The sequence below is a fragment of the Streptomyces sp. NBC_00490 genome (assembly GCF_036013645.1).
GTDB lineage: Bacteria > Actinomycetota > Actinomycetes > Streptomycetales > Streptomycetaceae > Streptomyces > Streptomyces canus_F.
Genome location: NZ_CP107869.1, coordinates 3,419,352 through 3,432,262 on the forward strand (window position 1 = coordinate 3,419,352; position 12,911 = coordinate 3,432,262).

General features: G+C 71.0%; 14 protein-coding genes. 10 read left to right on the forward strand and 4 right to left on the reverse strand.

Translation table 11 applies throughout. From position 1 onward, the window contains the following. Positions 1 to 193: 193 nt before the first annotated feature. Positions 194 to 1,378, forward strand: a complete 1,185-nt coding sequence (locus tag OG381_RS15415; protein ID WP_327716673.1) for a MarP family serine protease — start codon at positions 194 to 196, stop codon at positions 1,376 to 1,378. 12 nt (positions 1,379 to 1,390) lie between these two features. On the opposite strand, the gene OG381_RS15420 is transcribed toward OG381_RS15415, so the two are convergent. Continuing rightward, complete coding sequence (locus OG381_RS15420) at positions 1,391 to 1,636, reverse strand: hypothetical protein (RefSeq protein WP_327716674.1); 246 nt, start codon at positions 1,634 to 1,636, stop codon at positions 1,391 to 1,393. Positions 1,637 to 1,679: 43 nt separating this feature from the next. On the opposite strand from OG381_RS15420, the gene OG381_RS15425 reads away from it, so the two are divergent. Further along, positions 1,680 to 2,312 carry a TetR family transcriptional regulator gene (locus OG381_RS15425; RefSeq protein ID WP_327716675.1) on the forward strand — a complete coding sequence of 211 codons (633 nt, stop codon included), beginning with the start codon at positions 1,680 to 1,682 and terminating at the stop codon, positions 2,310 to 2,312. A gap of 211 nt (positions 2,313 to 2,523) precedes the next feature. Here the strand turns inward: OG381_RS15425 and OG381_RS15430 are convergent, their stop codons facing one another. Continuing rightward, positions 2,524 to 3,003, reverse strand: a complete 480-nt coding sequence (locus tag OG381_RS15430) for a GNAT family N-acetyltransferase (RefSeq protein WP_327716676.1) — start codon at positions 3,001 to 3,003, stop codon at positions 2,524 to 2,526. A 62-nt stretch (positions 3,004 to 3,065) separates the two neighbouring features. On the opposite strand from OG381_RS15430, the gene OG381_RS15435 reads away from it, so the two are divergent. Together OG381_RS15435 and OG381_RS15440 are read left to right on the forward strand one after the other, a co-directional pair. Further along, positions 3,066 to 3,962 (forward strand): TIGR01777 family oxidoreductase, encoded by an 897-nt coding sequence (locus tag OG381_RS15435; protein WP_327716677.1) that lies wholly within the window; start codon positions 3,066 to 3,068, stop codon positions 3,960 to 3,962. A 149-nt stretch (positions 3,963 to 4,111) separates the two neighbouring features. Beyond that, a complete protein-coding gene (locus tag OG381_RS15440) occupies positions 4,112 to 5,467 on the forward strand; it encodes an NAD(P)/FAD-dependent oxidoreductase (RefSeq protein WP_327716678.1) in 1,356 nt (451 codons plus the stop codon). An 88-nt stretch (positions 5,468 to 5,555) separates the two neighbouring features. Here the strand turns inward: OG381_RS15440 and OG381_RS15445 are convergent, their stop codons facing one another. Continuing rightward, on the reverse strand, positions 5,556 to 6,989 hold the full coding sequence (locus OG381_RS15445) for a regulator (protein WP_327716679.1): 1,434 nt from the start codon (positions 6,987 to 6,989) through the stop codon (positions 5,556 to 5,558). A 216-nt stretch (positions 6,990 to 7,205) separates the two neighbouring features. Between OG381_RS15445 and lipB the strand changes: the two genes are divergently transcribed. The 4 genes from lipB (at position 7,206) to OG381_RS15465 (ending at position 10,326) form a co-directional block, all read left to right on the forward strand. After that, on the forward strand, positions 7,206 to 8,003 hold the full coding sequence (gene lipB, locus OG381_RS15450) for a lipoyl(octanoyl) transferase LipB (RefSeq protein WP_327716680.1): 798 nt from the start codon (positions 7,206 to 7,208) through the stop codon (positions 8,001 to 8,003). Between the two features lie 116 nt (positions 8,004 to 8,119). Then, positions 8,120 to 9,106 carry a lipoyl synthase gene (lipA, locus tag OG381_RS15455; protein WP_327716681.1) on the forward strand — a complete coding sequence of 329 codons (987 nt, stop codon included), beginning with the start codon at positions 8,120 to 8,122 and terminating at the stop codon, positions 9,104 to 9,106. 257 nt (positions 9,107 to 9,363) lie between these two features. Further along, the gene (locus OG381_RS15460) at positions 9,364 to 9,564 is read left to right on the forward strand and encodes an SCO2195 family GlnR-regulated protein (protein ID WP_307031835.1); all 201 of its coding nucleotides are present in this window, start codon (positions 9,364 to 9,366) and stop codon (positions 9,562 to 9,564) included. A 60-nt stretch (positions 9,565 to 9,624) separates the two neighbouring features. After that, entirely contained in the window at positions 9,625 to 10,326 is a 702-nt protein-coding gene (locus OG381_RS15465; RefSeq protein ID WP_327716682.1) for a DUF4191 domain-containing protein, read from the forward strand. Between the two features lie 63 nt (positions 10,327 to 10,389). On the opposite strand, the gene OG381_RS15470 is transcribed toward OG381_RS15465, so the two are convergent. After that, positions 10,390 to 10,857 carry an RDD family protein gene (locus OG381_RS15470; protein ID WP_327716683.1) on the reverse strand — a complete coding sequence of 156 codons (468 nt, stop codon included), beginning with the start codon at positions 10,855 to 10,857 and terminating at the stop codon, positions 10,390 to 10,392. A gap of 199 nt (positions 10,858 to 11,056) precedes the next feature. Here OG381_RS15470 and glnA point away from each other — a divergent pair, with 199 nt between their 5' ends. Together glnA and OG381_RS15480 are read left to right on the forward strand one after the other, a co-directional pair. Then, positions 11,057 to 12,466 carry a type I glutamate--ammonia ligase gene (gene glnA, locus OG381_RS15475; protein WP_067431315.1) on the forward strand — a complete coding sequence of 470 codons (1,410 nt, stop codon included), beginning with the start codon at positions 11,057 to 11,059 and terminating at the stop codon, positions 12,464 to 12,466. 121 nt (positions 12,467 to 12,587) lie between these two features. Then, positions 12,588 to 12,845: an SCO2583/SCO2584 N-terminal domain-containing protein gene (locus OG381_RS15480; protein ID WP_327716684.1), complete on the forward strand. Its 258-nt coding sequence runs from the start codon at positions 12,588 to 12,590 to the stop codon at positions 12,843 to 12,845. The last annotated feature ends 66 nt before the right edge of the window (positions 12,846 to 12,911 follow it).

Genomic DNA, 12,911 nt, shown 5'->3' on the forward strand with positions numbered 1-12,911 from the left:
GGCCGGATCCTCCGCGTCCGCGATGTGTGGTGTGCCACCCGGTGGAACCATCGTCCAGGTCCGGGGCGTTTCTCCGGATGCACGCACAGCGTGTGCACGTACGCGTGGCCGGTTCCGGGCGGCACGCGCGCGTGTCTGCTGATCACTGGGCCCGTCCCCTCCGTAATAAGGGGTCCAAGAGAAAGGCGGCTCCGTGGACCTGCTCGACATCCTGCTGGTGCTGGTGATCCTGGCCTACGCGGCATCCGGCTACCGGCGCGGCCTGGTGGCCGGCTGTGTCTCGCTCGCCGGGTTCGTGGGCGGCGCGATCATCGGCGTGTGGGTGCTGCCCTGGATGATGGACCTGGTGACTCCGGGCAGTACGTCGGCGACGGTGACGGCGGTGCTCACGGTGCTGGTCCCGGCCGTCGCCGGGCACGAACTCGCGGGGCGTCTGGCGCTGCGGCTGCGCCGGGAGCTGGACCAGGGGCCGCTGCGGGTGGCCGACGGGGTCGGCGGTGCCGCGGCCAACTCGGTCGCCGTGCTGATCGTGGCGTGGGTGGCGGCGAGTGTGCTGGGCGCGTCCTCGTCCGCGGTGCTCACCACGGCGATCCAGGACTCACGGCTGCTGGGTGCCGTGCAGAACGCCATGCCGGACACCACTCCGGCCTGGTTCTCCCGGGCCACGTCCGCGCTCACCGAGGCGGGTTTCCCCCAGGTCTTCAACCCCTTCGAGAACGAGTCGACGGCCCGGGTCGCCAAGCCCACCGGCGACAGCGTCACCGCGAGCGCCACGAACGCGGCCAAGCGCAGCACCGTGAAGATCGAGGGCGTCTCCGGCACCCAGGGCCGCGAGGGCAGCGGCTTCGTGTACTCCACCGAGCACGTCATGACCAACGCCCATGTGGTGGCCGGCATCGACGAGCCGACCGTCCGGGTGGGCGGGGTCGGACGGTCGTACGAGGCACGCGTGGTGCTCTTCGATCCGGACAAGGACGTGGCGGTGCTGTACGTGCCCGGCCTTCGGGCCCCGGTGCTGCGCTTCGACGACAACGCCGCGCGCGGCGACTCCGCGGTCGTCGCGGGTTATCCGCAGGACGGCGACCTCAACCTCCAGGCGGCCACCGTCGCCAACCGGGTCCAGGCGAACGGCCAGAACATCTACAACGACGGGACCGTCACCCGCGAGATCTACTCGATCCGGTCGACGGTCCGCCCGGGCAACTCCGGCGGGCCGCTGCTGACGACGGACGGCAAGGTGTACGGGGTCGTCTTCGCCCGCTCGACGTCGGACGACGAGACGGGGTATGTGCTGACCGCCGACGAGGTGGCCGGCGACGCCGAGCGGGCGGCGAGGGCGACGGCGCCGGTGGACACGGGTGAGCTGGTGACGTCGTAGCCGGTCGCGACGTCAGAAGTGGGTCCCGCCGTCGACGCGGACCTCGGTACCGGTGATGAACCGGCCGTCCTCGCTCGCCGCCAGCCTGGTGCAGAGGTCCCGGCCGGTGTCCTCGTCGGCGATGTCGACGCGGACCGTGGTCAGCCACCGCGCGCCGGCGCCCGCCTTTTCGACGGTGTCCTTCAGGCCGGCCTCACTGATGCCGGCGGCGACGACGGGGCCTTCACCGTACGCCCGGGTGGCACGTTTTGCCGTCAAGGCGAAAGGTGCCACTGTCGGCGCTCCGGCGTAGGCTTCCCCGGTGAGCACCAAGCCCCTCTCACTGACCGAGCGCCGCAAGGCGGCGACCCAGCTCGACATCGCACGCGCCGCCGCCGCGTTGTTCACCGAGCACGGACCCGATGGCACGACCGCCGAGGACATCGCCGAGCGGGCCGGGGTCGCCCTGCGCACCTTCTACCGGTACTTCCGCAACAAGCAGGACGCCGTCGGCCCGCTGCTGGCCCGGGGCGCCGACCGCTGGCGCGAACTCCTCGCCGCCTCGGAGCCGGGCACCGCCGGACTGCCGCGGGCCCTGGAGCGGGCGATCGAGCAGTCGCTGTCCGTGCCGGACGCGCACGCGGCGGAGGGTCTGCGCCAGACGCGGGCGCTGCTGCGGGCAGCCGTGGCCGACCAGGCGCTGCGGGCCGTGTGGTACCGGGTGAACCAGGAGTCCGAGGAGAAGCTGATCCCGGTGGTGGCGAGGCTGGCCGGGCCGGGCGCCGACCCGCTCGACGTACGCCTGACGGCCGCGGCCGCGACGGACGCCATCCGGGTGGCGCTGGAGACCTGGGCGGAGACGGACGCGGACACCAGCGGCCCGGGCTCACCCGCGGAGCTGGCGGTGCGATGCCTGCGGGAACTGGTGGGCGGCATGCGACTGCTGACGGGCTGACGGCGGCGGTCGCGAACGCGTCGACGTGGCCTGCCCGCCGATCGCCGTCTTGATCGTCAGGATGGGCGGTGTACCCAAAGGTGCACTCACCGACCGACTCGTCCGCAGGAGGCTTCCGTGCCCGTCTTCTTCCTGATCTCCCTGCTCGTCGCGGGGGCCGCCCTGTTCCTGGTCGTCCGCAGGCGTCGTGCGGCCGCCGAGGCGGACCAGGTCAGAGACTGCGCCCCATGAACACGTCGTCCACGTACTTCCCGTCCAGCAGGAACTCCTCGGGCAGGACGCCCTCCACCACGAACCCCTCGGACTCGTAGAGCCCCCGGGCCGGGGCGTTGTGCCCGAGGACGCGCAGCGTGATGCGGCGCGCGCCCAGCCGCCTGGCCTCCTCCTGCGCCGCCCGCAGCAGCGCCCGCCCCACACCGGCGCCCCGCGCCTTCTCGGCGACGACCAGGCCCTGGATCTGGCGGACGTGCGCGTTGCAGGCCAACGGGGTCGGGAAGCCGAGCCGGATGTAGCCGACGAGCACGCCGTCGAGTTCGGCCACCAGATGGTCGCGCGGGCCGAACCGCTCGCCGTAGAAGGGCTCGTAGGGCGGCTGGGGGCGCGGGGAGACGGCGTGCAGGGTGGACCAGGTGGCGCGGTCGAGGCGTCCCAGCGTGTCCTCGTCGTCGAGGGTGGCGTGGCGTATGTGCATATCGGCCACCATACGGCGCAGGCGACCGGGCCTTTGGGCGGACCCGGAGCAGAATTGACGCCATGCAGCCTTCCCGAATCGCGGTGGCCGGCGCGTCCGGTCTCATCGGCGGTGCCCTGGTCCGGTCCCTGCTCGCCGACGGACACGAGGTGGTGCGCCTGGTGCGCCGGGCGCCGAGAGGCGCGGACGAGGTCCGTTGGGACCCCGAGGGGAAGCGGGTGGACACGGGCGGGCTCGCCGGGTGCGACGCCGTCGTGAACCTGGCGGGCGTCGGGGTCGGCGACCGGCGCTGGACGGAGGAGTACAAGACGCGGATCCGGTCCAGCCGGGTGCACGGCACCTCCGCGCTCGCCGAGGCCGTCGCCTCGCTGGACAAGCCGCCGCGGGTCTTCGTCAACGGCAGCGCGATGGGCTTCTACGGCGAGACGGGCGACCGGGTCGTCGACGAGAGCGCGCCCGCCGGGGAGGGGTTCCTGCCCGAGCTGTGTGTGGAGTGGGAGGGCGCGGCGGCGCCGGCCCAGGAGGCGGGCGTCCGGACCGTGTTCACCCGGACCGGGCTGGTGGTGGCGCGCGAGGGGGGTGCCTGGGGGCGGCTGTTCCCGCTGTTCAAGGCAGGGCTCGGGGGGCGGTTGGGCGACGGGCGGCAGTACTGGTCGTTCATCGCGCTGCACGACGAGGTGGCCGCGATCCGGCATCTCATCGACACCGACGGGCTGTCCGGGCCGTTCAACCTGACCGCCCCGAACCCGGTCACCAACCAGGAGATCACCGCCGCCATGGGCCGCGTGCTGCACCGGCCGACGCTCTTCACGGTGCCCTCGCCGGTACTGCGGGCCGTGCTCGGCGAGATGTCCGGGGACATCCTGGGCAGCCAACGGGTGGTGCCCAAGCGGCTGCTGGAGTCGGGGTTCACCTTCGCGTTCCCGGAGATCGAGGGGGCCGTCCGAGCCGCCGCGTGAATGTATGCGACCGGCGTGCGACCGTGCCCTGTTGATGCGCGACTGTTCCTGACCGATTACCGCCTTAACCTCAAGCCGAACTCGGGTATCCCCGGAGCCAGTTGGGGGCATGACGTCTCCACCGGCCGCGCAACCTCGAGGAGGGGCACGTGCTTGAGCCCGCGTACCAGGCGGACGTCGTGATCGTGGGAGCCGGGGTCGCCGGGCTCTCCGCCGCGCATCGGCTGACCAGAGCAGGAGTGACGACCGCGGTGCTGGAGGCCGCCCACGGGGTGGGCGGCCGTATGTCGACGGAGAAGGTCGACGGGTTCCGGCTCGACCGCATCGGACAGCTGCTGTCCACGGCGTATCCGGAACTTCGCAGGACACCGGGGCTCGACGGACTCGTCCTGCGCCCGTTCGCGCCGGGTGTCCTGCTGCACAGCGACGGGCGCCACCATCGCGCGAGCGCGCCCCCCGGCGCAGGGGGCGCAAGGGGCGCACTCCACGCGGTGCGCGCCCTGGCGAGCGCTCCCAGGCCGACGGTGCCGCGGAGCGCGCCACGGGGCGTCGCCCCGCTGGGCAGCGGCGTCGACCAGGCCCGTCTCGGGACCGCGCTCACCCGGATCGCGAACACCCCGGTCGAACGCCTGCTGTGCCGCACCGAGTCGCCCGCCGCCCAGGCCCTCGCCGCCCGTGGCCTGCCCGCCCGGACCATCGACGGCTTCCTGCGCCCGCTGCTCGCCGCGCTGTTGTGCGACCCCGGGCTGACCACGTCCAGCCGGTGCGCCGACCTCGCGCTGCGCGCCTTCGCGGCCGGGCGGCTGTGTGTGCCGGAGGGCGGCGCGGAGGTGCTGCCTGAGCTGCTGGCGCGCTCGCTGCCGGCCGGGACGGTGCACACCGGGGTACGCGTCACCTCGGTGTCGACGAGCTCGGTGACCACGGCGGAGCACGGCGAGTTCCGCTGCCGGGCGGTCCTGCTGGCGACGGACGCCCGCACGGCGGCGGACCTCCTCCCGGGCCTGCGGGTACCGGACTTCCACCCGGTGACGGTGGTCCACCACACGACGGACGAGCCCCCCGAGACGGGCGCCGCGCTGCTGCTGGACGCGGACCGGGGCGGTCCGGTGGCCCACACGGCGGTGGTCAGCCACGTGGACCCGTCCCGCGCCCCGGCGGGCCGTTCCCTGATCTCGTCGACGGTCCTGGGCCCGCCCCCACCCGACGTCGAGACGGCCGTACGCACGCACCTGTCCCGTCTGTACGGCACGTCCACCACCCGCTGGGAGACCCTCGCCGTCCACCACACACCCGAAGCGGTACCGGCGATGCGGGCCCCGCACGACCTGCGCCGCCCGGTACGCCTGCTGGCGGGCCTGTACGTGTGCGGCGACCACAGGGACACCAGCACGGTCCAGGGCGCGCTGCACTCGGGCCACAGGGCGTCGACGGCGATCCTGACGGACCTGGGCTCGGCGATCCCGATGCACAGGGCGGAACCGATCCCGACAACGCAGGCTGCCTGAAACGCGCCCCGAAGGGGCGCGGGGAACTGCGCGACCGGCCACAACGGAGTCGCGCAGACCCCACGCCCCCGGAGTCACGGCGAAGACATCACCCCAGCGCCGCCACCCTGTCCCGATACCCCCTCACCGGCGCCGCGTCCTTGTACGGCTCCAGCCGCTTCTCGAAGTCCCGCACATACTCGATCGCCCGCACCGACCGCATCTCCACAGCGGCCCCCGCCGCCTCCGCCCCCAGCGCGCACGCCTGGTCCAGCTCACCCAGCCCCAGCCGGGCGGAGGCCAGCACCACACGGCAGAACAGCCGGCTGCGGGCGTACGCGGGCGCCCGCAACTGCAGGGACCGCTCGGCGTGCTGGGCCGCCGCACGGAACTGCTGAAGATCCCGGTGCGCGTGACCGAACTCGTCCGCCAGCTGCGCCTCGTCGAAGAACCGCGCCCAGTAGGGGACTTCGTCGCCGGGCCGAGCCGCTTCCAGCGCCCGCTCGGCCCGCACCAGCGCCCCCGTGCACGCCCGTACCTCGCCCAGCACCCCGTGCGCCCGTGCCTCGACCGCGTGCAGCAGGGCCTGGACCACCGGCGGGGCATTGGTGCCGACGCCCTGCTGGGCCACCCGCGCCAGCTGCACCGCTTCCCGCCCGTGCCCGAGGTACACGGCCTGCCGGCTCATCGTGATCAGCACGTACGAGCCGTACGCCCGGTCCCCCGCCGCCTGCGCGAGCCGCAGCGACTGCACGAAGTACCGCTGCGCGAGCCCGTGCGCCGCGATGTCGTACGACGTCCAGCCCGCGAGCCTCGTGAGGTCGGCCGCCGCCGAGAACAGCCGGCGGCCGGTCTGCTCGCCGTACATGCCGCGCAGCATCGGCTCGCACTCGTGCTCCAGGTACCGCACGAGCGCCTGGCGGGCGTGACCGCCGCCGTACATGTCGTCCAGGGAGCGGAACAGGTCGCCGACCGAGCGGAGCGCCGCGATGTCGCCGCCGGTGACCTTCTGGCCGGGGCCGCGCTCCGCGCCGCGCTGCCGGGGCACCACCGGGCGGCCCTGGATGGGGACGCGGACCGGGGGCTCGCCCCGGGCCACCTTGTCGTCGGCCCGCCCGATCAGCCAGTCCCGGCTGGGCACGACGAGCCCCGCCGGGGTGAACGCGATCTTGCGCAGCTCGGCGTGGCTGCCGGAGTCCTTGCGCCACAGCCCGCTGACGATGTCGATGGCCTCCTCGGGGGTCGCGGCGAACTCGAGACCGGCGTACACCGGCGCACAGGCGTCGAGCCCGAGATCCTGCGCGGAGAGCCGGCGCCCCAGCCGTCGGGTGAAGACCTCGGCGATCAGGGCGGGTGTCGTGCCCCGCGGCTGCTGCCCGCGGAGCCACCGGGTCACGGATGTCTTGTCGTATCTCAGATCAAGCCCGTGTTCGAGACCGAGCTGGTCCACCCGACGGGCGAGTCCCGCGTTGGAGAACCCCGCTTCTGCGATGAGCGCGGCGAGCTGGCGGTTGGGAGTGCGCTGCGCGGGTCGTTCCGTCATCTGGGGTGGTGTCTCCTGCCCGGATTGCCTGTGAGCAGCCCTTATGGCCTCTATAGGACGGCGCGAATGTAGCGGAGAGTGAGCAGACGATCGCACACTTCGACGTTCGTTCATCCGATCGTGTGAGGATTGACCGCACGGCTGACGCGAGTCGGTGAGTCGTACAGTGGCGTAGGCACACTTCGTGCCTTACGACTCTCCGGGGAGGCGCTTGCCGTGAGTGAGCTGCGGTTCGTCCGTATGGGGTTCGGCGCGGACGCCGTCGAGTACCAGGAGGCGTGGGACGAGCAACGCCGGGTGCACGCGGCACGGTTCGCGGACGAGACCCCCGACACCGTCCTGCTGCTCGAACACCCGCCGGTGTATACGGCCGGACGGCGCACGACGGACAGCGAGCGCCCCCTGGACGGCACCCCGGTCGTCGACGTGGACCGCGGCGGCAAGATCACCTGGCACGGCCCGGGCCAGCTGGTGGGCTACCCCATCCAGAAGCTGCCGCGTCCGGTGGACGTCGTGGCGCATGTACGACGCCTCGAGGAAGCCCTCATCCGCACCTGCGCGGAGTTCGGCGTGGAGACCAGCCGGGTCGAAGGCCGCAGCGGCGTATGGGTGCTCGGCGATCCGGTCGAGCGGCGGCCGTCCATCGGGGGCCTGTCGCTGGACCTCGACCCCCGTCTGCACGACGAGGAGTTCGACCCGCGCATGAACGGCCCGGAGTACGCCCCGTCCAACGCGGGGCAGCGCCGCGAGGACCGCAAGATCGCGGCGATCGGGATCCGGGTCGCCAAGGGCGTCACGATGCACGGCTTCGCGCTGAACGTGAACCCGGACAACCGTTGGTTCGACCGCATCATCCCGTGCGGGATCCGGGACGCGGGGGTCGCGTCCCTGGCGGACGAACTCGGACGGGACGTGACGATCGCCGAGGTGCTGCCGGTTGTCGAGCGGCACCTGAGGGACGTACTCGAGCATGCGGACCTGAAGCCGCGCGAGATCGAGAAGGCGCCGGCGTAGTCCCCGCGTAGGGGAATGGCGCCCGGAGTCCAGAGGTTGGCCTCACCGGTAGGGCCCTACAAAACACGGGGCGTACCCTGGTGTACGCCGAAGAATCGAAGCTACAGGGAGCCGATGTGTCCGCAGTCACACCCGACGGACGCAAGATGCTGCGCCTGGAGGTCCGGAACGCCCAGACCCCCATCGAGCGCAAGCCCGAGTGGATCAAGACCCGGGCGAAAATGGGTCCCGAGTACACCGCGATGCAGAAACTCGTGAAGAGCGAGGGGCTCCACACCGTCTGCCAGGAAGCCGGTTGCCCCAACATCTACGAGTGCTGGGAGGACCGCGAGGCCACCTTCCTCATCGGCGGCGACCAGTGCACCCGGCGCTGCGACTTCTGCCAGATCGACACCGGCAAGCCCGAGGCGCTCGACCGCGACGAGCCGCGCCGCGTCGGTGAGTCCGTGGTCACCATGGACCTGAACTACGCCACCATCACCGGCGTCGCCCGCGACGACCTGGAGGACGGCGGCGCCTGGCTGTACGCCGAGACGGTCCGCCAGATCCACCAGCAGACCGCCGGGCGCGAGAGCGGCCACACCAAGGTCGAGCTGCTCGCCCCCGACTTCAACGCCGTGCCGGAACTGCTCCAGCAGGTCTTCGAGTCCCGGCCCGAGGTCTTCGCGCACAACGTCGAGACGGTCCCGCGGATCTTCAAGCGCATCCGCCCCGGCTTCCGTTACGAGCGCTCGCTGAAGGTCATCACCGAGGCCCGCGACTTCGGCCTGGTGACCAAGTCCAACCTGATCCTCGGCATGGGCGAGACCCGCGAGGAGGTCAGCGAGGCGCTCCGGCAGCTGCACGACGCCGGCTGCGAGCTCGTCACCATCACGCAGTACCTGCGCCCGAGCGTCCGCCACCACCCCGTGGAGCGCTGGGTCAAGCCGCACGAGTTCGTGGAGCTGAAGGAGGAGGCCGACCAGATCGGCTTCTCCGGTGTGATGTCCGGCCCGCTGGTCCGGTCCTCCTACCGCGCCGGCCGGCTCTACCAGATGGCCATGGAACAGCGTCAATTCGCCGCTCCGCAGCGCGGCGGCGCGGTCGCGTCGCAGGCCGTCTGATGGCACGGAGTGCCACTCCGGACGTGTGAATCCGAGCACAAGCGGCTACCGCTCGGTAGTGACCGATAGACGCGGCCCTGGGCGTCCCCGCAGATGGGGACGGTGCCAGGGCCGCTTCGACGTTCGCATGCCGCAAATCAAGGCTTCATTGGTGTTTGACCGGTCGGTCACGCCCTGGTAACACCAATCAGTGACCCTGGTTGTACAGCCCGTGCACCACTCACCAGAGCCGCTATCCCTGAGGGGGGACCTCCATCATGCAGGCCGCGCCCGTTCGCGCCACCGCCATCCCGTCGTTCACCGATGCACTCCGTGTCGTCGAGTCGCTGCTCATGAGCAGCGGCCAGCGCACCGCCCGCCGCAACGCCTGGACGTCCGTCCTGGAGGACCGCCGCCGGGCCAAGGACAGGGTCGAGGCGCAGCAGGTGCTGGAGCGGTCGTTCACCGTCCGTCCCTGAAGGTTTTCCTCCGGGACACTGCCGTCGTCGGCGCTCCGCGGGCCACGTAGACTTCGTCGCATGGCGAGAAGTGACAGTGCGGCCGATGCCGCTAACCCCGGGCGACTGAAGCAGATCGCCCTGACGTACAAGATGACCCGCAGGGCCGACAAGACCATCGGTCTGGTGCTCGCGGGTGTCTTCCTCCTCATCCTCGGTGTCTTTCTCGCGATCGGCTTCCTGATCGGTCACCCGGTCTACCTGGGCATCCTGGGCGTCCTGCTCGCCTTCCTCGGAACGGCGATCGTGTTCGGACGCCGGGCCGAGCGAGCCGCCTTCGGGCAGATGGAGGGCCAGCCGGGCGCGGCCGCGGCCGTGCTGGACAACATCGGCCGGGGCTGGACGACGACCCCCGCGGTGGCGATGAACCGCAGCCAGGACGTGGTGCACCGGGCCGTCGGCAAGGCCGGCATCGTCCTGGTCGCCGAGGGCAACCCGAACCGGGTGAAGGGCCTGCTGGCCGCCGAGAAGAAGAAGATGAACCGGATCGTGGCGGACGTGCCGGTGCACGACCTGATCGTCGGTACCGGCGAGGACCAGATCCCGCTGAAGAAGCTGCGCACCAGCATGCTGAAGCTGCCCCGCGTGCTGACCGGCCCCCAGGTGACCGCGACCAACGACCGGCTGCGGGCCATGGGTGACCTGATGAGCAACATGCCGCTGCCGAAGGGGCCCATGCCGAAGGGCATGAAGCTGCCCAAGGGCGGGCCGAAGGCGCGCTGATCGACCTCCTACGACGAAGGGGGCGCCCGGAGATCTCCGGGCGCCCCCTTCGTCGTAGGAGAACTAGATCCGCACCTCGACCGTGCGCGCCAGCCTGTCGTGCAGGCCCCGGCTGTCGCGGTCCCAGATCAGGGCCGGGACGGCGAGGCACAGCAGGGCGCTGCGCAGGAGGCCGCGGAGCGGGCTCGGCCGGCCGGTCGTCAGGTCGACGACACGCAGACCGAAGAGACGCTTGCCCGGGGTGAAGCCGATGGTCCCGACCGTGAGCACGCTCATCACGAAGAAAACCAGCAACGCCCAGTTCGAGGTCGCCGGCGTGTAGCTCTGGGTGATCAATTGGGATGCAATCAGCACGCTCATCGCCCAGTCCACGGCGAGCGCTCCTAGCCGCCGCCCCGGCCGGGCGACGGAGCCCGGCCCCTCCTCCGGCAGACCCAGCTGCTGCCCCCGGTATCCGAAGTCCACACCGGCTTGCTCGGCGGCCGCACGGGGCCCCGAGAGCCACGATCCGATTGCTTCCCTCTTGTCCACCCGTCCACCGTACTGCCCGCGTTTCGGGATGCGGACAGGTGGGGTGCGGAGCGGGATGTCCGGTTAACTTGTGCGAAACAAATGGGTCACGCCCGAGAAATCACGCGTCCCTAGTGTCGTCGTCATCGTGTGCCACCGCACTGGCCGCACAAACGAACTACCACCCCGGCAAGGAACCGTCGGGAGTAGGAGGAGCTGGATGTTCCAGAACGCCGACGAGGCCAAGAAGTTCATCGCGGACGAGGACGTCAAGTTCGTAGACGTCCGTTTCTGCGACCTGCCGGGCGTGATGCAGCACTTCACGCTGCCCGTCGAGGCGTTCGACCCGGACGAGGAGCTCGCGTTCGACGGCTCGTCGATCCGTGGCTTCCAGGCCATCCACGAGTCCGACATGGCGCTGCGCGCGGACCTGTCGACCGCCCGGGTCGACCCCTTCCGTCGCGACAAGACGGTCAACATCAACTTCTTCATCCACGACCCGATCACGGGCGAGCAGTACAGCCGTGACCCGCGCAACGTGGCCAAGAAGGCCGAGGCCTACCTCGCGTCGACCGGTATCGCGGACACCGCGTACTTCGGTCCCGAGGCCGAGTTCTACGTCTTCGACAGCGTCCGTTTCGCCACCTCGGCGAACGAGAGCTTCTACCACATCGACTCCGAGGCCGGCGCCTGGAACACCGGTGCGGTGGAGAACAACCGCGGCTACAAGGTCCGCTACAAGGGCGGCTACTTCCCGACCCCGCCGGTCGACCACTTCGCCGACCTGCGCGCCGAGATCTCCCTCCAGCTCGCCGCCTCCGGCCTCCAGGTCGAGCGCCAGCACCACGAGGTGGGCACCGCCGGCCAGGCCGAGATCAACTACAAGTTCAACACGCTGCTCGCCGCGGCCGACGACCTCCAGCTCTTCAAGTACATCGTGAAGAACGTGGCCTGGAAGAACGGCAAGACCGCGACCTTCATGCCGAAGCCGATCTTCGGTGACAACGGCTCGGGCATGCACGTGCACCAGTCGCTGTGGTCCGGCGGCTCCCCGCTCTTCTACGACGAGGCCGGCTACGCGGGCCTGTCGGACATGGCCCGCTACTACATCGGCGGCATCCTCAAGCACGCCCCGTCGCTGCTGGCCTTCACCAACCCGACGGTGAACTCCTACCACCGTCTGGTCCCGGGCTTCGAGGCGCCGATCAACCTGGTGTACTCGCAGCGCAACCGCTCCGCGGCCATGCGTATCCCGATCACGGGCTCCAACCCGAAGGCCAAGCGCGTCGAGTTCCGTGCGCCCGACTCCTCCGGCAACCCGTACCTGGCCTTCTCCGCGCTGCTGCTCGCGGGCCTGGACGGCATCAAGAACAAGATCGAGCCGGCCGAGCCGATCGACAAGGACCTCTACGAGCTGGCTCCCGAGGAGCACGCGAGCGTCGCGCAGGTCCCGACCTCCCTCCCGGCCGTCCTCGACCGCCTCGAGGCCGACCACGAGTTCCTCCTCCAGGGCGACGTCTTCACGCCGGACCTGATCGAGACGTGGATCGACTTCAAGCGCACGAACGAGATCGCGCCGCTCCAGCTGCGTCCGCACCCGCACGAGTTCGAGCTGTACTTCGACGTGTGATCGACCCTGGGCCGGTTCTCCCGGCTCTCTCGGCGCCCCCGTTCCTGGTTCCTCAGGGCGGGGGCGCCGTCGTATGGTTTCGGGAACAGACGTGCGAGAAGGGCGACCGGGGGGTACGGCGATGGCCGAACGGGACGACGAGGAGCGGGAGTTCGACATCCGCTGGGCCGACGGCGCCGAGCAGAAGGAGCCCTCGGCACGGGCCCGGATGCTCGCCGCCCGCTGGAAGGAAAACCCCCCACAGGCCCAGCCGTTCCGCCCGGAACCCGAGCGTCTACGCCGGCCGCGCTCACCGTGGGCGTCGACGGCCCTCGTCTTCGGATGCGTGGCGGCGGTCATCGTGCTGCTGGGGTACGCGAACTTCCGGGCGCCCTTCTAGGACCCGTATATCGCGCGACTCGACCCGGTCGCACTGTCTACCATCGCCGGACACATCAGGGCTGGT

What these genes read in the sequence shown, in the direction of transcription:
- OG381_RS15430 (WP_327716676.1), bottom strand. Translation starts at nt 3,003, where the DNA reads ATGCACATACGCCACGCCACCCTCGACGACGAGGACACGCTGGGACGC.
- OG381_RS15435 (WP_327716677.1), top strand. Translation starts at nt 3,066, where the DNA reads ATGCAGCCTTCCCGAATCGCGGTGGCCGGCGCGTCCGGTCTCATCGGC.
- OG381_RS15445 (WP_327716679.1), bottom strand. Translation starts at nt 6,989, where the DNA reads ATGACGGAACGACCCGCGCAGCGCACTCCCAACCGCCAGCTCGCCGCG.
- OG381_RS15460 (WP_307031835.1), top strand. Translation starts at nt 9,364, where the DNA reads ATGCAGGCCGCGCCCGTTCGCGCCACCGCCATCCCGTCGTTCACCGAT.
- OG381_RS15465 (WP_327716682.1), top strand. Translation starts at nt 9,625, where the DNA reads ATGGCGAGAAGTGACAGTGCGGCCGATGCCGCTAACCCCGGGCGACTG.
- glnA (WP_067431315.1), top strand. Translation starts at nt 11,057, where the DNA reads ATGTTCCAGAACGCCGACGAGGCCAAGAAGTTCATCGCGGACGAGGAC.
- OG381_RS15480 (WP_327716684.1), top strand. Translation starts at nt 12,588, where the DNA reads ATGGCCGAACGGGACGACGAGGAGCGGGAGTTCGACATCCGCTGGGCC.